Genomic DNA, 19,908 nt, shown 5'->3' on the forward strand with positions numbered 1-19,908 from the left:
TACTAATCATTAGTTAGTTAAGACAAATCAAAACTGGTAAAAGAAAATGCAAGAAAGAGAAATTAAGCTTTTGTTCAACGCAGGTGTATTCGAGTCTTGCCAAGCAGCACCCGTCTCAATGTCGCGTGGCTGGACTTTGAAATTCATCGCTAAGGATGGGAATGTGATTACGCTGGATCTTCAGCGCAGTAAAAAAGAACGGGAGTTCAAAAGCTTGGATGGGGCAGCCGCGGTCGCAAAACGCATCGGTTTTGAATGGCTGAACGTCCACATTGGGGATTTGGAATGGCGAGAGAAGGTCTGATCAGATTCGATCAGACCCTTTAAAAACAGCCCTTACGCTTGGGCTTGTTGAATTTCGCTTTCTGTGGCTTCGCGGACAGAGATAACTTGAATCTCGAAGTCCAATGTTTCACCAGCGAACGGATGGTTTGCATCCACGGTTACGGTTTCATCATCGATGGCCAGAACCGTCACTACTTCGGGGTGTCCTTGAGGATTCGTCAGTTGGACCATAACACCCGGTTCAAGATCAGGCATACCATCGAACAAAGCGCGTTCAACGTCAAAGACTTTTGCATCGTCGTGCAGGCCATAGCCTAACTGCGGGGCAACGGTGGTTTTGAACTTGTCACCCGCTTCTTTGCCTTCCATCGCATTTTCAAGGCCAAGCACAATCTGCTTGTAGCCGTGCAAATAAGGGATTGGATCTTCACCTTCGGTCGTATCAACCACCTCTTTGTTACGGTCTTTCAAGGTGTAGTGAAATGTGACGTACGTATCTTTTGTAATCTTCATCGGTTTACTTCTAAAGCCTATCTTGAAGCCATAGCCCCATCTGTTTTAGCGACGGCACACTCACTTCGTGCGCCATAGGGTAGCGGTGCTCCTCTGGTGAGAACCCCAAGCCCCACAGCTGTTTGAGAGCATTGTCACACATAACCGGGGTAACCACATCATCTTGATCTCCATGCAGGACCAAAATGGGCAACTGGGTAGAGGCGGCCACTTCAATGGTGTGAAGCTCACGGGCCAGATAGGTCGACATCGCCACGACGCCACCGATGTTCGGGGAGATTCTAAGCGCCGCCTCGTAAGCGACCGCGCCCCCTTGTGAAAAACCAACGAGAAAAATGCGATTCGCAGGCACCCCTTGATTGATCGCATTAACAACTATCGCTTCAAGACGACGCACCGAGGCTTCCAGATCATCTTCGTTGATCACCCGTTGGTTTTGCTCCATCAACAGGATGTCGTACCACGCGCGCATCTCCCAACCACCGTTCACAGTGACCGGGACAACCGGCGCATTGGGGAACAAAAACAGAACGTTTTGTTGATCGTTCAATTCCAAATACGGCACTGTCGGCGGAAAGTCCGACGCATCAGCCCCAAGACCGTGCAACCAGATCACCACCGCATCGGGGGTTCCATCAAAGGGTTGTGGCCACTGTACCGATAAAAGTTCTTGATCACTCATGGTTGAATCCTTTCGATAGCCCACTGATTATTATCATCTTTAACGTAAATCAGTCGATCGTGCAGTCGACTTTCGCGTCCTTGCCAAAATTCAAAGCGGCTTGGTACAAGGCGATACCCACCCCAACGCTCTGGACGTGGAACGTGATCGTCGGTGATGGATGCTTCAAGCTCAGCCACTTTCGCCTCTAACGTTTCACGGTTATCCACAGGCTGGCTTTGGCGGGAGATATTGGCACTTAAGCGACTGCCCAAAGGGCGTGAATTAAAGTACTGATCGGCTTGTTCAGGCGTCAGTTTTTCGACTGAGCCTTGAATACGGATCTGGCGCTCTAGGCCGTACCAGTAGAACAGGATTTCGGCTTTAGGATTAGCCGCAAGCGCCTGCCCTTTCTGGCTTTCGTAATCGGTGTACCAGGCAAAACCATCCTGATCAAAATGTTTTAACAGCACAATTCTGGCCGAAGGCATACCCGTGGCGTCCGCCGTTGCCAGTGTCATTGAGCTGACATCATCAGGACGGTATTCACGGGCGGTCTCAAACCAATTGCGGAATTGCTCTACCGGGTCGGCGACCATGTCGGCTTTTGTGATGCCACTTGCCAAATACTCACGGCGTAATTCAGTTAAATCTCCAGAGTGTGCCATCTTGTCTCTCCTATCGAATTGCCCGCACTATAACCAATACTGGGCGCAAGCTCACCCTTACTTACGCGGGAATCCAATCGGTCGATGCCCACAATGTCGATTGGTTGCGCTAACTCAACAAATCTTGGTTGGCCACTCTTGTTTAGAACTATGCGTAAGAGGCATAGCGTTTTTATCGACAGTTCTGGCATACTCAGCTTTGTTCAACGATTTCAAATGGAATATGCCCATTAAGGTTTCTCCCAACAGCGATCTGTACACCGTTTTAGTGTGTCCGGCCTGCGATCAAATGCTCAAACGTCCTGCCATTCCGGATCGCCATGAAGCTCGCTGCCCACGCTGCCAAACCGTGTTAATCGATCGAAAACATCACTCCATCGAGTGGTGCTTAGCCACGGCATTGGCGGGGCTTATTTTGATCTTTCCGGCCAACATCTTTCCGATCCTATCGCTTAAAGCGTTGGGACTGGAGCAGTCAGAAACCATCTTTGAATCGGTGAAAGCGATGTACAACAGCGGCCTGTATTTTGTCGCAGGGTTGGTTCTGTTTTGCGCCATCATCATTCCGTTTATTAAATTAGTTTTGATGGCCTACACGAGTGCCTGTTTACTTTGGCATCAAAAAGCGCCCTTTTTAGCGTGGTGTATGCGGGGTTATCAGCAACTCGACAGTTGGGGCATGTTAGAGATTTACATGCTGGGGATTCTGGTATCGATCATCAAGCTGATTGACGTGGCCGCTGTGACACCCGGCATAGGCTTATACAGTTTGGCCGGCTTGATCATTGTCACCATTTTAAGCTCCACACAACTGGATAAAGAGCGCTTTTGGCGGCGGATAGAGCAGTTGGACAAACGCAAATGGGGCCGCAGCTATGAGTAACAATGCGCTGCAAAACGGCTTAATCACCTGTCATTGCTGCAGCAAGGTGTTTCCCAAAGCGCACGAGCATCATCGTTGTGATCGGTGCGGCTACAAGCTACACGGCCGTATTCCACACTCCATCGCGCACACTTGGGCTTTGTTGATTACCTCAGCTTTTATGCTGATCCCCGCGAATGTGTTACCGATCATGACCTTGAAATCACTCGGCCAAGGCGGACCGGCCACCATTTTGGAAGGTGTGCTTCAGCTGATGGATCACGGTATGTACGGCATTGCCTTGGTGGTGCTGACCGCCTCGGTGATCATCCCTGTGCTCAAAATCATTGGGTTAATCATTTTACTACTGGCCGTGCAGTGCGGTTGGACCACCAATTTGAATCAAAAAATGTGGATGTATCGCTTTGTCGAGTGGATCGGCCGATGGTCCATGTTGGATGTCTTTGTCGTTGCCATTTTAGCGGCCATTGTCCAGTTAGGCAGCTTAGCCAGCGTGACCGGCAATGCCGGAGCTACGGCGTTTGGTGCCTCGGTTGTGCTAACCATGTTGGCCGCCCACAGTTTCGATACCCGGTTAATTTGGGATAAGCGATTAGAACAGCTTGGAGTATTTCCATGAGTGAGACAACCCCTGTTGTCACCCGCCGCCGACTGCCCTCAGTCGTGTGGATTTTGCCTTTATTAGCGGCCATCATTGCCGGTTGGTTGGTGTATACCAACTACCGTGACCAAGGCGTCATGATTGAGGTGATGTTCGATTCAGCCACTGGCCTTGAAGAGGGTAAAACCAAGGTACTTTACCGAGGCTTACCCACTGGTGTGGTCAAGAATTTGAAGATTGATGAGGATCTTCGCCGAGTGCGTGCCACCATCGAGATGGTGCCCGAAATTTCGGACTCGTTAACCAGTGAAGCGCAGTTTTGGCTGGTAAAGCCGCAAGTCTCTTTATCCGGTGTACGCGGCTTGGAAACGCTGCTTTCGGGCTATTACATCGCCTTTCAACCGGGTTCCGAAGGGGATTCCAGTGACGAGTTTATTGCACTGGACCAACCGCCTCCGCCGTTAAAAGACACTGATGGCCTGTACCTTACTTTGACAGCGGATTCCGCGCGCTCCGTCTATCAAGGCGCCAAAGTCTACTATCGAGACATTGAGGTAGGTGAGGTCCTTAGCCATACGCTGAACCCAAAGGGCGACCAAGTTTTGATCGAAACCTACATCGACCCGCGCTACAGCAAGCTGATCAAAGAGAACACCCGTTTTTGGAACGCCAGTGGCATTCGAATCAAAGCGGATCTGCCTAAAATTGACGTTCAAATGGAGTCGCTTGCCGCCATCATTGCCGGAGGCATTCACTTCTCAACCCCCGATGACTCGGCTGATATTGCCAAAAACGGCACTCAATTCCCGCTCTATGACGATTACGAAGATGCTCAAGAGGGGATCGAAGTTTCACTACGCTTCCCCGGGGCCACCGACATAGATGAAGGCACTCAGGTGATCAGTCGTGGCGTACCGGTTGGCCGAGTGAAAAGCACTCAGTTGACCGATGACTTTCAGTATTTGGATGCGGTCACCCTGATGGATCCGCGCGCAAAAAACTTGTTGCGCAAAGGCTCACGATTTTGGCTGCATAAACCCCAGCTGTCGCTCTCGAATCTTTCCGATGTAGGCTCTCTACTTAGGGGAAGTTATATACAGCTAGAACCCGGACAAGGCGAGGAGACCACGGAGTTTACCGCCCTTAAAATCGCCCCTGCTAAACCACAGCTGACCAATGGATTGACCATTGATTTGGTGGCCGATTCACTGGGCTCCATCACTCGGGGCGCGCCCATCCTGTATCGTCAAATACCGGTCGGTGAAGTCCTCAATTACGAGCTGGATGAAAAAGGTGAGCAGGTGATTATCCACGCGGCTATTGAGTCCCAGTATCGCCACCTTGTCTCTTCAAAAAGCCGCTTTTGGAACGCCAGTGGCGTGCAGGTCAACGCAAGCTTGAAAGGGGTTGATCTGCGTACAGAATCCGCTACCTCCTTACTGTTTGGCGGAATCGCCTTCTTCACGCCAGAAGGGTCAAGCGGTAGCGCGTTCAAAGGGGATAAAGCCCCACGCTTTGATCTACACACCTCCTATCAAGAGGCATCCGATCAAGGCCGCCTTGCGGATAAACGTTTTTCTGGCGCGTTAAAAGTGCGTCTACATGCGGAGGAGACAGGCTCCTTAAAAGCAGGCGACCCCATCCTGTATAAACAGATTCGCGTGGGTGAATTAACCGATGTGAGTCTTAATAAAGATGGCAAAAGCGTCACCATGAGCGGCTTAGTCGAGTCTCGTTATAAGCACCTGGTTCACGAAGGTACTCGTTTCTGGAATGCCAGCGGCATCTCGGCCGATGTGTCCTTACGTGCACTGGATCTTAAGATGGAATCGGTCGAGTCCCTGTTAACCGGCGGCGTCGCGTTTGCGAACTTTGCCGATGGCAAAGCCGTGAACACGAATCACCTATTTACGCTGTACAACAACGAGACACAAAGCGAGCTGCAGCCTCTTCGTATCTCGGTTACCTTCCCAGCTGGTAAAGACCTTCAGCCATTGGCGGACATCCGCTATAAAGGCCAAGTGGTGGGTAAGGTACGCAGTGTCGCCGTGATTAATGATGGACAAAGTATCCAAGCGGAGATCGACCTGTTCCGGGATGGGCATTTCCTGGCACGCAAAGGCAGCCAGTTCTGGGTGGTCAGCACTAAAATCCGCCTAAGCGCGATCGAAAACCCAGAAGGTATGCTGCTGGGTAACTACATTGCGGCCACTCAAGGTGAAGGGGCAGCACAGTTCAGCTTCCAAGGCCAATCCAAAGCCCCAGGGTTTCAGGATGAGTCGGGGCTTAACATCATTGTTCAAGCGCCCGATTTAGGCTCTTTAGTAAAAGGCAGCCCCGTGTTTTATCGAAAGGTTCCAGTGGGCTCCGTCGTCAATTTCGACTTACCGCCAGCTGGTGAAGGCAATCACGTCAATATTTTCGTGAACATCAAGCCTGAGTACACGGGCTATTTGAAGCATAACAGCACCTTTATCAACATTAGCGGTATCAAGGTTGATGCCTCTTTGTTTGGTGGCGTTAAGGTAAGAACCGATAGTCTTGAGACCATCATTGGCGGCGGCTTAAGCTTTGATTCGCCTAATGACAGTGCGCCGGCTAAATCCGGTGCTATCTTTACAGTAAAGGATGACTGATAAGTAAGGGTCGTATGCTGTTTTTTGTTACCTCGACCCGCTCAGTTAAAGCGGTGAGTGCCGTGTGCCTCATCGCTTTACTGAGCGGTTGCCAAACGCTTAATCAAGAACGCAAACCGTTCACCATCAAACAGCTGGCCAAATCCGAGATCGATATGGTCACGGATATGCACCTTGAAACGGTGAACGAGCTTGCAGAGCGCTTACTCATCAAGCTGTATAAACTTAACCCGCGAGAGCTGGCCAAAGCGCCCGAGGGCACCAGCATTGAGTCGCGCACAGCACAGCTTTTTGCGTATCCGCGCATCATCCGCTTTTCGGAGCTGGGTGACTACTACGCCAACCAGGCTGTTCACCGCGCCTTTGACCCCGACTTTACCGGCGACCGTGTGTTCGCGTTAATGGTTGGTGTAACCGGCATGCTGCACCGAAGCTACAACTACCAACGCGAATTTTTCATGCTGGATTCGCTGGATCAGCAAAAGCTCTACAACAGTGCCCGCAACCTTGAAACCGTTGCATGGTTACTCACCCACAAACTGGATGAACAAGGCGAGCCGTTCATCGTCAGCAACCGACTGTCCTATGACACCGAAGAGATCAACCTCAGCATCGAGCGACTGTTCGGCAAAATGATCGCCCTGCAAGATATGATGGCCGAGATCGTGGCAGACCAAAATAATCGTGCGATCAATAAAGTCTTACACGGCGTGGCATCAACAACGTTATTGCCGATTTGAATCTTTTACTAAGGCTGAGCTATCGCGAAAATACACTCATAGGTTTGACAAGAACCCAGTAGCTAGATAACGTTCGCCTGCTAATCTAACAAAAGGAATTTGTTATGGACAAGATCTTTGCCTCAGTAGGCAAACAGGGACAGAATCGCCCAAACGATACTAAGGTTATTCAGAACCTTTTGAATAAACATAAGTACACGCCTAGCGTTTCTCCCTTATCTGTGGATGGGCTTATTGGCCCCAAAACAATCAGTCGAATAGAAGCTTTTCAAAAGCAGCACTTGAAAATGATTCGACCTGATGCCCGAGTGGACCCTAACGGTAGAACTTTAAAAGCACTTATCGTTACAAAAACCATCATCCCCGTCAGCCACGCCTCCATGACGTTCAGCTCTAAGGGTAAAAACCTGTTAAAGGAAATTGAAGTTTTAAAGCTTCAACCTTATGACGACCAAACAGGCAAAGAGATATCCGAATGGATAGAAGGAGCTACCATTGGCTATGGCCACTTAATCAGTAAGACCGATTGGGAGCTGTATAAAAATGGAATCAATGAAGAAACGGCTGAAACGCTATTCGGGAAAGATCTTCTACCTTTCGTGAACTGCGTAAAACAAAGTGTTACAGCATCCTTAACACAAAACCAGTTTGATGCCTTAGTTATTTTCACTTATAACATCGGAATAACTGCGTTCAAAAAGTCATCCGTTCTAAAGTTATTAAATAATCCTACTGCAATAACACCTTATAGTTCTATTGAAGCTGCTTGGAAAGCTTGGAATAAGTCCCAAGGGCAGGTCATGACAGGCTTGGTCAATAGACGCAAATCTGAATGGAATATCTATTCAAAAGGCATTTATGTACGATGGTGATATATGTTTAAAAAAATGAGTAAATGTTTAGCAAGTTTTTTGGTTTTAATATCTACTGTCACGTTTGCTGTGGATAACCCTGATGCTCCCAGTAAAGTTGAAGACTTTACTCACAGAGCTACAGTCATTGAACAGTCAATCGTAACAGGTGACTACTCCACTGGGGACTACGTAAAAGCTTATTCGGAATACGAGACTTTCTTGGATACCGAGCTAAACAAAGCTTACTCGGCTTTGATGTCTGAGCTTGAAGCGAGTGAAAAGAAGGCTTTAAAAACGTCTCAGAAGGCGTGGATTACGTTTCGTGATCAGGAGTTTGAGTTTCAGAACCAAAATTGGACTCAAAGTCGCTTTGGAACATCATCACGCTTATCAATCGCCCAATATCGATGCGCCTTGATCAAAGCGCGTGTTGTTCAACTGCTTCACTACTTGGGCAACTACTGAGCCAGAATAAAAAGCCTGCATCATGCAGGCTTTTTTAACCGAAACCTTAAGGCGGTTAGCCTTGCTGCTCTAAGGATTGGATGAAGGCATCCGATGCATCAATGGAGCGCTGCATATCTTTGATCAAGCGGTCGATGTCTCGCTGTAAGGTACCAAACTCGCCTTTTAAGGCCCCTACCGCTTGGGCGTTTAGGTTATGCTTTAAATAGAGCACATTGTCATTTAACGCGCGCAGCACAGGTTGCATTCGGCCTTCGGCTTGTTTCATGGTTTTAACTAGGCTTCGGTAACGCTGTTTGGTTTGGCGAAGCGATGAGGCACTTTGCGCTTTTAAGGTGGCGCTTTGATACTGATCAAGCTCCGCTTCCCACTCTTCAAACAGGGCCTCTGCAACGCTCTCGACCTGAGCAATACGCGCATGAACCTCATCGGCTGCGGCTTTGCTGTCGTTGTACTCTGCATTGAGATCATCGTATAAGTCGGCTAATTCACCACCATTAAACTGAACCACTTGGCGGAATTGCGTCAGCGCATCGGTAAATTGCTCGCTGGCTTCATCCTGCGCATCACGAACCTCTTCCACACGGTCCACCAAGATATCGCGCTTATGCACACCCACCTGCTCCATCGCGGCATAGTAGGCACTTTGGCACCCAGCCAGAGTGAGTGCAGCCCCTAACACACCCGCTTTTAATAAAGTCACAACCTTCATTCTCTGTTCCTTTTTGACCGCTGATTCACTCAGATACAGCGGTTTCGGCCTCTTTGAGATCCTCCAAACACTCAAGAGGTGTGTTGATCTGGATCTCACTGATTTTATGATTTTCGTTTAATTTGAGCGTTACGTCCGCTCGGTTTGGCATCTCATCCAACATATGGCGTGTTAGGCGCTCGTAGTGCTGAATGAAACGCAGTATCTCTTGTTCGTTCATGATCCGAAGATGATCGGTTGGCTGCTGGGTATCAAAAATGTACTTTACCCGCTCGGCCAGCTTTTTCTCCTGCAAGGAGCGCCACTCATACACGGCTTCCATGCTTGGGACTTTGAGCATAATCAGAAGATCCAAACACTCAAACAACGCCTGATAAGGCCCCGCCAATTGCTCGTTGGCGTAACGACGCCATTCACCCTCTGGGTCTTCATTGGCTTCAAGCTCATTAATCGGTGATTGAAGATTAGCATCGGACTGCGGCACAGCGCCCACACACCAGCCCTCAAAGACAATCACATCCGCAGGGCCTAGCCACTCCTGCCAGATGGTTTCTGGGCAACGATCATCAATCGATTTATCAAACACCGGTATTTTGGTCGGTTGCATCGGGTCAGCACGCTTGAGTGATTCGATAATATCAATCCCGAGCTGAACATCGTGTGTACCCGGCACGCCTCGGGTCAACAAAAGCGGATGAACCTCTTTGGCCAAGCGCTCGCGCTCTTCACGGGTTTTGTAAAGATCATCCAAAGAAAAGCCCACAACTTTAAGGTCAAACGCTTCGGAGAGGATCACTTCAATCAAGTTGAACAGCGTGGATTTACCGGCACCTTGGGCACCATTGATGCCGATGACCAAAGGCCCCTCTTGCTGCTGTTTTCGGCAATACAACCAAGAACCTAACGGGACATAGATCGCCTCAAACATGGCCACCAAACCGATATCCACTTTTAGCGAGGCCAAGGCGGAGGCAAACGCGCGCTCCACCACACGTACCACCTCTTCTCGCCGTGCGTTGGTTAAACACAGCTGCTCTTTTGGCCAACGAGATAAAACCGACATATCACTCCTTAGTGAATGACTTACGCACTGGTGCTTCGCAACCAGTCTTGTACCTGATCAATCTGATCTTTTTCCATTAATGAAGGGACATGTTCAATCCCCGGATAAGAAACCGTATGCAATCCACTACACTTTTCTTGCATACGTTGAACCGTGTCTGCTTCCAACACATCGGAGGCTTCCCCCCAGATCAACATTTGCGGCTGTGTGATCATCTCCCACATGGCCCATAGATCCACATCCTGGCTTGCGTTTTGGCGCGAGGTCTCTCCAATGGCGGGGTCGTAGTGGAGTATCCACTGCTCGCCCTCTTGTTTCACATTATGCCTTGCCATGTGCCGCCACTGCTCGTCTGTTAAATGACGAAGGGCAGGATAAGTTTTACGCATCGCCGCTTCGACCTCATCAAGGTGATTAAAGGCCGACGGCTTTAGATACCCTCCGATGCGCTCCAAAGCGGTATGACTGACAAAAGGCCCAATGTCATTCAGCACCAATTGGTGGATGGGGGAATTAGGGTACGCCGCCAAGATCATACCGATCAGCCCACCCATTGAAGTCCCAAGCCACGCGACGTTGGGAACATTCAGACGCCCCAATAAAACCATCATATCACTGAGGTATTGAGGAAAGGTGTACAGCTCCGGCTGGTGCAGCCAGTCACTCTTTCCGCGACCGACCACATCTGGGCAGACCACACGATAGTCTCTGGACAGCGCCTTGGCGATCTCATCAAAGTCTCGACTGTTTCGAGCCAAACCATGCACACAGACCAACACGCGCTCATTATCAGGGTGTCCCCATTCGTGATACACCATACGGTGGTATCCTTTCGGGCTTAAGCACATTACCTCTTCGGTTCTCATCAGGGTCTTCGCCTCCCTATCGGTCTACGTTGGATGATCGGCCTACCATTAGACTTCCCGGACACCTGCTTATCGTCGCATCGTGTACAACACCTGGTGGATCTACGTTACCACACTTACTCTTTTTAACGTGATCTCTTAATCGACTAGGTCACAGCCCTCACCAACGACTTTAAAATCAGCAAGTTATGAATAATTCGCTCCCTAATAAACTTTTTAGTCTCTTTTTTGACACATTGTAAGTTATTGATTTTATTGAGACTTATAATAGCAACAAAACCACCGTCTCCATAGAGAGACAAACCAGACATCTAAAAACCCCAAAAAATCATCTAAACAACCAAGTCAAAAAATAAGACATTGATAAATATAGATTTTTATAAAGATGGTACGTTTTCCGCTATGTAAGATTTAACGACTCGTATCAGGAGAATGTCATGAAAAAAGTCCCAGTTTTCAGTGCGTTATTGGTTATTTTATCAACACCCGCTTGGGCACAGCTTGATGAAACCGAATTGGCGGCCTTTTTATCGTTAGACAGCAATGGAGATCGCGAGATCTCTTATGAAGAGGCCGATGGCCATCAAGACTTGCTCGAACAGTTCGCAACTTTGGACCTCGATGGCAATGGAGCACTCAGCGAAGCCGAATTTGATCTGTACGTTGCCAGTTAACACTAAGGAGATATGTCATGAAATCTGTGTTGTGGGCTTGTTTAACGATGTGCATCATCGTCAGTTTTGTCCGTTCATCCATCGCCCACGCCCAGTTTGATTTTCATCAGCCCCAAGGCGGTACAGACTTGTTTACCACCTTGGACATGGATGGCAACAACGCGATTACGCCCAATGAGGCGATCTATGTCGAGGAGCTGATCAATCGTTTCGATGCACTGGACCAAAACAAGGATGGTCGTCTATCGCGAAAGGAGTTTCGTCGTCTGACCACCGGTTAAGGTCCGCTTTTATCCAAGGAAGATCTGTCAAGGAGGACTCTATCGACTCATACGTTGTAAAACGCTAACCGCGTTTTTATTTATCTCTCGTAACTTTTGCCCCGGTAAGCCGCCCGAAGCTCCGGGGCTTTTTTATGCCCAAAGCGCAGCTCTTTGCTGGTGAACGCTTAATCCTCACGTGCGTATCCGGTATACTTTGCAGCCACTTTATTGGCAGACGACTTCGTCAGATAGGAATCATAAGCATGAATCGGGATCTTGAGCGGTTACAACCTTATCCGTTTGAAAAACTGGCTACGTTAAAAGCGCAGGTGACGCCTCCGGCTGATAAGAGCCACATCGCCTTTTCCATCGGCGAGCCCAAACATGCCTCCCCTGACTTTGTGGTAAAAACCTTAGCCGAACATCTATCTGGCTTATCCGTTTACCCGACCACTAAAGGCACACCCGAGCTTCGCGAAGCGATCGCGAACTGGTGTACACGCCGCTTTAAACTAAAAGAAGGCACCCTGACAGGTGAAGACCACGTGCTGCCCGTAAACGGCACGCGCGAAGCGATTTTCTCGTTTACCCAAGCGGCCATCGAGCGCAAACCAGGGGCTTTGGCTGTTGCGCCAAACCCGTTTTACCAAATTTACGAAGGTGCCGCGTACTTAGCGGGAGCTGAGCCTTACTACTTAAACTGTACAGCCGAGCGCAATTTTGTACCTGATTACAAAGCGGTGCCTGCCGAGGTGTGGGAAAACTGCCAAATTTTATTTGTGTGCTCCCCAAGCAACCCAACAGGTGCGGTTACCCAAGCCGAAACACTCAAAGAGCTGATCGCACTGGCGGATAAGTACGACTTTATCGTCTGCTCGGACGAATGCTACTCCGAGATCTACTTCGATGAAGCAAATCCGCCTGTCGGACTTTTGGAAGTCTGCGCCGAGCTTGGCCGTCATGATTACGATAAGTGCATCGTCATGCACAGCTTATCCAAGCGCTCCAACTTGCCGGGCATTCGCTCTGGTTTTGTGGCGGGCGATGCGAAGTTATTAAAGCCTTACCTGTCCTACCGCACATACCACGGCAGCGCGATGCCGATTCAACACCAAGTTGCGTCGATTGAAGCATGGAACGATGAAACTCACGTTCGTCTGAATCGTGATCTGTACCGCGCTAAGTTCAAAGCCGTTATCGATATTTTATCGCCGGTGATGGACGTGGTTCAGCCCGATGCCAGCTTCTATTTGTGGGCAAAAACGCCGATTGCCGATGATCAATTCGCACAGCGTTTATTTGCCGAGCAACACATGACCGTTCTTCCTGGTCGTTATGTCTCGCGTGAAATAGACGGCATGGTGCCGGGTGAAAACTACGTTCGTATGGCCTTAGTCGCGACCATGGAAGAGTGTGTTGAAGGCGCTGAGCGTATCCGCGCGTTTGTAGAGCAATTGAAACAGGAAGCCTAAAGCCATGAGCCAAGTGACCCTTTACGGCATCAAGAACTGCGACACCATCAAAAAAGCCAAGAAGTGGCTTGACGAGCAACAAGTCGACTATCGCTTTCATGATTTTCGTGTCGATGGTTTAAACGCCGAGCAACTGCACGCATGGTGTGAAGAGCTAGGCTACGAGGTTCTGCTGAATAAACGCGGTACGACATGGCGCGCCCTGCCCGATGATGTTAAAAACAGCATCGATGCCCAAAGCGCCGAGGCTCTGATGTTAGAACAACCGGCGATGATCAAGCGCCCAGTATTGGATTTAGGTGATCGTCGCGTGGTGGGTTTTAAAGCCGACGACTACCAAGCCTTATTTGCCTAATTGATTTTAAGAGAAGACGCCACAGCGTCTGGAATGGAGAGTTTTATGAGTTATTTTGCATTTGGTCTGGGTGTGGGTACCCAATCTTCCAACGGTGATTGGTTAGAAGTGTACTACAACGCCCCTGTGATCAACCCATCTGAAGCGCTGATCAAAGCGGTTGGCGAGAAGCTGGATTACGAAGGTGGCGATGCGGCCATCGAGATCTGTGCAGAGCAACTGAATGATCTGGAAGCCGCCTTCCTAAGCGTAGGTGCAGAGGACCAAGCGGAGATCGTTGAGATCCTAAAAGGTACTCAATCCCCATTGGTTGTGACCATCCTAGAATCCGATTCTGAGCCTGCAACCACACCAGAAGTGTACTTAAAGCTTGCAATGCTCTCTCACCGTTTGGTTCAGCCGCACGGTGTTGTGCTAGCGGGCATGTTTGGCCTTCTGCCAAACGTTGCATGGACCAACGAAGGCGCGATCTCTCTAGAAGATCTGCCACGCCGTCAACTGCAAGCTCGTGCGCAAGGTAAAGTGCTGGACGTACAGTCTGTGGATAAATTCCCGAAAATGACCAACTACGTAGTACCGGCCGGTATCCGTGTGGGTGATGCATCGCGCATCCGCTTAGGCGCACACGTTGGCGAAGGCACAACCGTTATGCACGAAGGCTTCATCAACTTCAATGCAGGCACTATGGGTGTAAGCATGGTTGAAGGCCGCATCTCTGCAGGCGTTGTGGTTGGTAACGGTTCTGACCTTGGCGGCGGTTGCTCAACCATGGGTACTCTGTCAGGTGGTAACAACGTTGTGATCTCAGTAGGCGAAAACTGCTTGTTGGGCGCGAATGCAGGTCTTGGTATCCCACTGGGCGATCGCTGCACCATCGAAGCGGGTCTGTACGTGACTGGCGGTTCTAAAGTTGTGGTTCTGGATGATCAAAACAACGAAGTCGAAACCGTTAAAGCGTCTCAGCTGGCTGGCCAATCCGATCTGTTGTTCCGTCGTAACTCGACCAACGGCCGCATCGAAGTGAAGACCAACAAATCAGCCATCGAACTGAACGAAGAGCTTCACAAGCACAACTAAGATCATCTCACTGTGATCGATACAGGGGCTTTACGTGAAGCCCCTCTTTTTACTACCGGAGTCCCATCATGTCGCAATCCCCTACTGTTTTACTGGCTCAAGATCTGATCGCCCGCCCCTCCGTTACCCCGGAAGACGCTGGCTGCCAAGAGATGATGATCAGCCGATTGGAAAAGCTGGGGTTCACCATTGAGCGCATGGTATTTGAGGACACCACCAACCTGTGGGCGCGTCGCGGTACTGAAGGGCCACTCTTTTGCTTTGCCGGCCACACCGACGTCGTTCCAACAGGCCCAGTCGAAAACTGGACGCACCCTCCGTTTGAACCCACCCTGAGCCAAGGCTATTTGTGGGGACGCGGCGCCGCCGATATGAAAGGCAGCATTGCGGCCTTTATGATCGCACTGGAGCGTTTCATTGATCATCACCCGGACCACACTGGCTCCATCGCCTTGCTGATCACCAGTGATGAGGAAGGCCCGTTCATCAACGGCACCACCCGCGTGATCGACACACTCGAAGCGCGTAACGAAAAGATCGATTGGTGCATCGTTGGCGAGCCATCCAGCACCGACAAAGTGGGTGATATCATCAAAAACGGTCGTCGTGGTTCACTCAGCGGCAAGCTTCATGTACAAGGCATCCAAGGCCATGTGGCGTATCCACACCTGGTTCGCAACCCCATTCACGAAGCCTCTGGTGCTTTGGCCGAACTCTCCACCACAGTGTGGGACGAAGGCAACGACTACTTCCCACCGACCAGCTTCCAGATCTCGAACATCCACTCTGGTACAGGCGCAACCAATGTGGTCCCTGGTGAAGTGGTCATCGATTTCAACTTCCGCTTTTCGACCGAAGTCACGGCTGACGAGCTGAAAGAGCGCGTCACCGAAACCCTAAACCGCTATTGCCAAGAGTGGCATGTTGATTGGATTTTATCGGGCAACCCATTCTTAACCGATAAGGGTTCACTGGTCGAAGCGGTTCAAGCCTCCATCAAAGACATTGCAGGGTACGAAACCGAGCTTTCCACATCGGGCGGTACCTCCGATGGGCGTTTCATCGCCCCAACCGGTGCTCAGGTGGTTGAGTTAGGGCCTGTTAACGCCACCATCCACAAGGTCGATGAGCGCGTTAAAGCGACGGATTTGGATCTGTTAACCGATATTTACGAGAACGTGCTGGCACGTTTGTTAAGCGCCTAAGCTGATCACCATGATGCCCAGTTTGAACAGCGCGTGCCCTTTGCTGATTTGTCCTTTGTGCAAATCCGACTTTTCCGATGAGCACAGCACAGACACCACGCTTAAGTGCGATCAAGGCCACAGCTTTGATCGCGCAAGGCAGGGCTACTGGCATCTTTTACCGGTTCAGAAAAAGCGCTCTAAAGACCCAGGCGATAACCCAGAGATGGTCATCGCCCGTACCGAGTTTCTAGATCAAGGCCACTATGCGCCGCTTGGCGAACGTATTGCGGCGCTCGCTTGCGAGCTAATGCCCAATCGCGAAGGCGCCTTATTGGACATGGGCTGTGGCGAGGGGTATTACACCACCTTGATGGCCGAGCAACTTAACGACAGCGCCGTCATTGGGTTAGACATCTCCAAGCACGCCATCAAAGCCGCATGCCGCCGAGATAAGTCGATTACCTGGCTGGTCGCATCGGGTGCTGATATGCCTGTTCAGGCGCATTCCCAATCGTTGATCACCCTATTATTCAGCCGTTTGATGCCTGAGGCGCTTAACAAAGCGCTGCATCAAGAGGGCTTTTTGATACTGGTTTGGCCTGCCGAGCAACACCTTATCGAGCTTCGCTCAATCATCTACGATGAGATACGTCCCTCATCGTTTGACCCCATTAAGGACCTTTCAACGCTTTTCTCGCTCAAGCAGCAAGAGCGCCTAAGCTTTACCTTCTCACCCAAAGAGAGCGAGCTAGAAGCGCTCTTAAGCATGACGCCACATGGGCAACGCATCCAAGGTGAAAAGCGCCAGCAACTGATCTCATCGGGTGATTTAAACCTGACCTTTGATGTCAATATTGCGGTCTTTCAGCCGACATCTTAAGAAACGCCCTAACGAGCAAACCAATGAACAAGCACGTCTTGCGCACCAAACTGGCACCCATTCTAAACTTTGGCGCCAACCCAACGCGTAACTTAATCATGTTACTGAGCGGCTTTGGTGTGACCTTGCTGGGTTTAGGGCTTGTGCTGATCGCAGAGTACGTATTTGGCGGGAGTGTCACTCAGGAGATCATCGCCGCCACAGGCGTGGTCTTGATCGCCGTGGGGCTTTGCGTCGCGGGGGTGGGGTATCTGTGTTTGAGTGTGATCAGTTTAATCCGATACATCCTGCACGAGCCCTCCAAGGAGAGCTCAAGCACTACATCTTCAACAGAGAAAACGGGCGATCGTTCACGGTGAGCGCACCGCGATCAAAACGAATCTCACTGACCCACTGACCGTCTTGTTCTTCAAAGATGCCTTGATTGATTAACAGATCAAGCTCATCTTGGGTACTCTCGGGTAAACGCTCAGCAATCTGAATCGGCACCTCTAGATGCGCATCCAGTGTGGATACAGGCACCAAAACAACCGGGGAGATTAAAGCCGTGGTGGCATCAAAGCCATTTAACGTCCACTTTGCCGTCGCTCGGGCTTGCTCGCCCAACACTTCAAACGAGAAATCATGCACGGTTACCCCAACGCCTTGCTGGGTTACAGGGTTTAGCAACTCGGCCACCTCGTAAGGGGCGGGGTCGTACATTTGATTGTACCTTGCAATAAACTCAGCAAAGGCTTTCTCATCCACATCAACCGTTAACTGCGCGTTTGGCTGCTGCATTGGGTACTGCTGTCCCTGTACCGACAAGGTAAGCTGATCCGCTCCAAGCCCGATACTCCAATAGCTTCGACCTACATCGACCATCTGATCCACCGAGACCGCAACACCTTCGAGCTTTAAGGATTCGCCGTTCAGCTTATCCTGCCAAAACAGATGCTTCAAAACGAAGGAAGCCGTTAACTCACTGATCAACGCACCCAACGCTTGGGATGGCTCAAACGCACCCGTCACTTGGGCATCACCACCGTCTAGTTCAATTGTGTCGATGTCTGATTGCAGCACCAGATCTCCTATCGTTGCCAAATACTCGATAACCAATGGCGATGATCGCCAGCTTACTTCACTTGGTTGTAAGCGTATGTGCGTTGAGCCAAACGCGCCATCCAAGGCGGCCAGCTGAATATGTCCCGATGAGCTTACGGTTTGCTGTATCGGATTAAGAGATACATCGGCCACAAACACCAAAGGTTCAGCAGACGGCGCAAATAAACCAGCCACGGCGGCATCATTGCCCAAGCTCACATCAAAGTGTGCACTGAAAAAGTCGTGTTCAACCTCCACTTCAAAGGGGATCTCAACCGCCTGCTCTGCAAGCGGCTTGACCACGACACGAGCAAACGAGGTAAACCATCCACGCTCAAACGTGAGTTCGACTTTAGCAACGCCGCTGCGGTTCACTTGTTCGGTTTGAAAAACAAACTGCCGCTCAACCGTTATTCCGGTTTGCCATAGACACACGCCATAGGCCAGTGCACTGCTCGACACAAGACCAAGAGCCACCAAGCTTAAGCGTTTTAAGATCATCCTAATCGTGCCTCGCTGATCGTCGTGTCGAATAAATCAAAGCCCGCAAGGATACACGAACACCGGCTGCATCTCAGCAGCTATTGATCAAATACCGACAAATCCTCATACTGAGGCGCTTTAATCCCTGAGAAACACCATGAGCCAAGAACGCCACCCTGACATCGAAGTGTACGTAAAAAGCTGCCCGGTTGCGGAGTTAGAACAGTGGTTATCCACGCTTGGTACGCTCACCTCTGTATTCGCTCAGGGCGTAACGCACGAATACCGCTTAACCACCGACCAAGGCGAGATCCCAGTGTTGATCCATGAAAAAGTAGTAGGCAAAGCTTGGACCAGCGTTTGGTTTAAGTCGGATAAAACCCCATGGTCAACCGACCTTGAGTGCGCGCGCGCCGCGGCCAAAGGGTTGGATACTCAGATTCGCTGCATCGCAGGCGGATGGAGTGATGGCGATGACCCTGATGAGTGGTGGAAACTGGACCAAGGCACTGAGACCTTGATCCAATGGGTAACCAGTTAAGCGACTACACCGATACCGCTTTTGGGGTGGCTCGTTTGGCCGCCCATTGCTGAAACAGCACCGAACCTATGATGACACACAGCCCAGCGTAGGTGGCTGGGTGGATCTCCTCCCCTAGAAAGAAGTGGATAAACTGCAAGGATAAAAACGGCGATAAGAAGATCAGGTTACTGACCTGACTGGTGTTCTCTGCTTTTTTCATGGCCGCAAGCCAAAGCAAAAATGTGACACCCATCTCAAAAAAGCCGACGTAAACGGCGCTGGCGATACCATCCCAACGCGCTGGCAGCCCATCCTGCCAAAGCATGACAGCCCACACCAAAGGGGTGCCGTGCAAAAAGCCAATTAACAATCCAATTTCGGCCGGTACGCTAAGACGGGTATTGATGACCCAATAAAACGCCCAAAAAAGCGTGCTCAAAAGGGCAAGCCCAACCCCAAGTGGACTGTCAAACGAGAGACCCAAAATATCGCCCCGAGTTGCGATGATCAACACCCCGATAAACCCCGCACACAGAGCCAAAATGTCCGAACGATGCAGCTTTTGTCCCAAGAAGGGTACAGCTAAAAGCGATAAGACCAAGGCCCAGATGTAGTTAAGTGGCTGTGCTTGCTGCGCCGGTAAAAGATCGTACGCCTGAAACAGCACCCAGTAATACACCGCCGGGTTAATAATCCCAAGCATCGCCAATTTACCAGGAGCAGAACGCCAGCTTTCCATCACCTGCGCCATCGAGTACCGCACACCCACAACCACACCTAAAATGACAACCGTGGTTAAGCTTGCAATCGCCACCAACTGGATGGGCGTTAAGGTATTAAGAGCCCATTTGAACGCGGTAGCGACCGTCGACCAAAAAAACACGGCGAGTCCACCGAAGATCAATGCCCATCGTTGCGAGCGCTCACCGTTGAGCGTTTCAGCCATATGCATTCCTTACTCATA

At 50.3% G+C, this 19,908-nt stretch carries 24 protein-coding genes; 16 read left to right on the forward strand and 8 right to left on the reverse strand.

The window, feature by feature from the left end; translation table 11 throughout:
- Positions 1-46 precede the first annotated feature (46 nt).
- Positions 47-304, forward strand: coding sequence for a hypothetical protein (locus ACXAF9_RS05225; protein ID WP_475071293.1), 258 nt, complete (start codon positions 47-49; stop codon positions 302-304).
- Positions 305-336: 32 nt separating this feature from the next.
- Here ACXAF9_RS05225 and ACXAF9_RS05230 read toward each other — a convergent pair whose 3' ends face one another.
- Genes ACXAF9_RS05230 through pdxH form a run of 3 tightly spaced genes read right to left on the reverse strand, consistent with a single transcriptional unit; the run spans position 337 to position 2,127 of the window.
- Positions 337-798, reverse strand: coding sequence for an FKBP-type peptidyl-prolyl cis-trans isomerase (locus tag ACXAF9_RS05230; protein ID WP_475071297.1), 462 nt, complete (start codon positions 796-798; stop codon positions 337-339).
- Between the two features lie 10 nt (positions 799-808).
- Complete coding sequence (locus ACXAF9_RS05235; protein ID WP_475071299.1) at positions 809-1,480, reverse strand: alpha/beta hydrolase; 672 nt, start codon at positions 1,478-1,480, stop codon at positions 809-811.
- A complete protein-coding gene (pdxH, locus tag ACXAF9_RS05240) occupies positions 1,477-2,127 on the reverse strand; it encodes a pyridoxamine 5'-phosphate oxidase (RefSeq protein ID WP_475071303.1) in 651 nt (216 codons plus the stop codon). Before pdxH ends, ACXAF9_RS05235 begins: the two co-directional genes overlap by 4 nt.
- Positions 2,128-2,350: 223 nt before the next feature.
- On the opposite strand from pdxH, the gene ACXAF9_RS05245 reads away from it, so the two are divergent.
- From ACXAF9_RS05245 to ACXAF9_RS05270, 6 genes are all read left to right on the forward strand, one after another.
- Positions 2,351-3,010, forward strand: a complete 660-nt coding sequence (locus tag ACXAF9_RS05245; protein ID WP_475071305.1) for a paraquat-inducible protein A — start codon at positions 2,351-2,353, stop codon at positions 3,008-3,010.
- Positions 3,003-3,629 carry a paraquat-inducible protein A gene (locus ACXAF9_RS05250; RefSeq protein ID WP_475071309.1) on the forward strand — a complete coding sequence of 209 codons (627 nt, stop codon included), beginning with the start codon at positions 3,003-3,005 and terminating at the stop codon, positions 3,627-3,629. Before ACXAF9_RS05245 ends, ACXAF9_RS05250 begins: the two co-directional genes overlap by 8 nt.
- Positions 3,626-6,247: an MlaD family protein gene (locus ACXAF9_RS05255; RefSeq protein ID WP_475071312.1), complete on the forward strand. Its 2,622-nt coding sequence runs from the start codon at positions 3,626-3,628 to the stop codon at positions 6,245-6,247. Before ACXAF9_RS05250 ends, ACXAF9_RS05255 begins: the two co-directional genes overlap by 4 nt.
- A 14-nt stretch (positions 6,248-6,261) precedes the next feature.
- Positions 6,262-6,987: a hypothetical protein gene (locus tag ACXAF9_RS05260; RefSeq protein ID WP_475071314.1), complete on the forward strand. Its 726-nt coding sequence runs from the start codon at positions 6,262-6,264 to the stop codon at positions 6,985-6,987.
- Between the two features lie 104 nt (positions 6,988-7,091).
- Positions 7,092-7,859: a glycoside hydrolase family protein gene (locus ACXAF9_RS05265; protein ID WP_475071318.1), complete on the forward strand. Its 768-nt coding sequence runs from the start codon at positions 7,092-7,094 to the stop codon at positions 7,857-7,859.
- A 69-nt stretch (positions 7,860-7,928) separates the two neighbouring features.
- On the forward strand, positions 7,929-8,306 hold the full coding sequence (locus tag ACXAF9_RS05270) for a lysozyme inhibitor LprI family protein (RefSeq protein WP_475071320.1): 378 nt from the start codon (positions 7,929-7,931) through the stop codon (positions 8,304-8,306).
- Positions 8,307-8,361: 55 nt separating this feature from the next.
- Here the strand turns inward: ACXAF9_RS05270 and ACXAF9_RS05275 are convergent, their stop codons facing one another.
- From ACXAF9_RS05275 to ACXAF9_RS05285, 3 genes are read right to left on the reverse strand one after another with little or no spacing between them, the layout of a single operon-like run.
- Positions 8,362-9,018: a DUF2959 domain-containing protein gene (locus ACXAF9_RS05275; protein WP_475071322.1), complete on the reverse strand. Its 657-nt coding sequence runs from the start codon at positions 9,016-9,018 to the stop codon at positions 8,362-8,364.
- A 25-nt stretch (positions 9,019-9,043) separates the two neighbouring features.
- Positions 9,044-10,081, reverse strand: coding sequence for a hypothetical protein (locus tag ACXAF9_RS05280; RefSeq protein ID WP_475071324.1), 1,038 nt, complete (start codon positions 10,079-10,081; stop codon positions 9,044-9,046).
- A gap of 20 nt (positions 10,082-10,101) precedes the next feature.
- On the reverse strand, positions 10,102-10,947 hold the full coding sequence (locus ACXAF9_RS05285) for an alpha/beta fold hydrolase (RefSeq protein ID WP_475071326.1): 846 nt from the start codon (positions 10,945-10,947) through the stop codon (positions 10,102-10,104).
- Between the two features lie 437 nt (positions 10,948-11,384).
- Between ACXAF9_RS05285 and ACXAF9_RS05290 the strand changes: the two genes are divergently transcribed.
- The 8 genes from ACXAF9_RS05290 to ACXAF9_RS05325 all read left to right on the forward strand — a co-directional run bounded on the left by ACXAF9_RS05290 (position 11,385) and on the right by ACXAF9_RS05325 (position 17,214).
- Positions 11,385-11,621 carry a hypothetical protein gene (locus tag ACXAF9_RS05290; protein ID WP_475071329.1) on the forward strand — a complete coding sequence of 79 codons (237 nt, stop codon included), beginning with the start codon at positions 11,385-11,387 and terminating at the stop codon, positions 11,619-11,621.
- A gap of 17 nt (positions 11,622-11,638) precedes the next feature.
- The gene (locus tag ACXAF9_RS05295; RefSeq protein WP_475071331.1) at positions 11,639-11,902 is read left to right on the forward strand and encodes an EF-hand domain-containing protein; all 264 of its coding nucleotides are present in this window, start codon (positions 11,639-11,641) and stop codon (positions 11,900-11,902) included.
- A 245-nt stretch (positions 11,903-12,147) separates the two neighbouring features.
- Positions 12,148-13,356 carry a succinyldiaminopimelate transaminase gene (gene dapC, locus ACXAF9_RS05300; RefSeq protein WP_475071333.1) on the forward strand — a complete coding sequence of 403 codons (1,209 nt, stop codon included), beginning with the start codon at positions 12,148-12,150 and terminating at the stop codon, positions 13,354-13,356.
- Positions 13,357-13,360: 4 nt separating this feature from the next.
- A complete protein-coding gene (locus tag ACXAF9_RS05305; RefSeq protein WP_475071335.1) occupies positions 13,361-13,711 on the forward strand; it encodes an ArsC family reductase in 351 nt (116 codons plus the stop codon).
- A gap of 45 nt (positions 13,712-13,756) precedes the next feature.
- Positions 13,757-14,788 (forward strand): 2,3,4,5-tetrahydropyridine-2,6-dicarboxylate N-succinyltransferase, encoded by a 1,032-nt coding sequence (dapD, locus tag ACXAF9_RS05310; RefSeq protein ID WP_475071337.1) that lies wholly within the window; start codon positions 13,757-13,759, stop codon positions 14,786-14,788.
- A 68-nt stretch (positions 14,789-14,856) separates the two neighbouring features.
- Positions 14,857-15,993, forward strand: a complete 1,137-nt coding sequence (gene dapE, locus ACXAF9_RS05315; protein WP_475071340.1) for a succinyl-diaminopimelate desuccinylase — start codon at positions 14,857-14,859, stop codon at positions 15,991-15,993.
- Between the two features lie 10 nt (positions 15,994-16,003).
- Positions 16,004-16,855: a putative RNA methyltransferase gene (locus ACXAF9_RS05320; protein ID WP_475071342.1), complete on the forward strand. Its 852-nt coding sequence runs from the start codon at positions 16,004-16,006 to the stop codon at positions 16,853-16,855.
- A 23-nt stretch (positions 16,856-16,878) separates the two neighbouring features.
- Positions 16,879-17,214, forward strand: coding sequence for a hypothetical protein (locus ACXAF9_RS05325; RefSeq protein ID WP_475071344.1), 336 nt, complete (start codon positions 16,879-16,881; stop codon positions 17,212-17,214).
- On the opposite strand, the gene ACXAF9_RS05330 is transcribed toward ACXAF9_RS05325, so the two are convergent.
- Positions 17,174-18,439 carry a DUF945 family protein gene (locus tag ACXAF9_RS05330; RefSeq protein ID WP_475071346.1) on the reverse strand — a complete coding sequence of 422 codons (1,266 nt, stop codon included), beginning with the start codon at positions 18,437-18,439 and terminating at the stop codon, positions 17,174-17,176. The two genes, ACXAF9_RS05325 and ACXAF9_RS05330, sit on opposite strands and share 41 nt — an antisense overlap.
- A 139-nt stretch (positions 18,440-18,578) precedes the next feature.
- On the opposite strand from ACXAF9_RS05330, the gene ACXAF9_RS05335 reads away from it, so the two are divergent.
- Positions 18,579-18,962 (forward strand): hypothetical protein, encoded by a 384-nt coding sequence (locus ACXAF9_RS05335; protein WP_475071349.1) that lies wholly within the window; start codon positions 18,579-18,581, stop codon positions 18,960-18,962.
- A gap of 4 nt (positions 18,963-18,966) precedes the next feature.
- Here ACXAF9_RS05335 and ACXAF9_RS05340 read toward each other — a convergent pair whose 3' ends face one another.
- Positions 18,967-19,890, reverse strand: coding sequence for a DMT family transporter (locus ACXAF9_RS05340; RefSeq protein WP_475071351.1), 924 nt, complete (start codon positions 19,888-19,890; stop codon positions 18,967-18,969).
- Between the last annotated feature and the right edge of the window lie 18 nt (positions 19,891-19,908).

Source organism: Neptunomonas sp. ABH4_499, assembly GCF_056160565.1.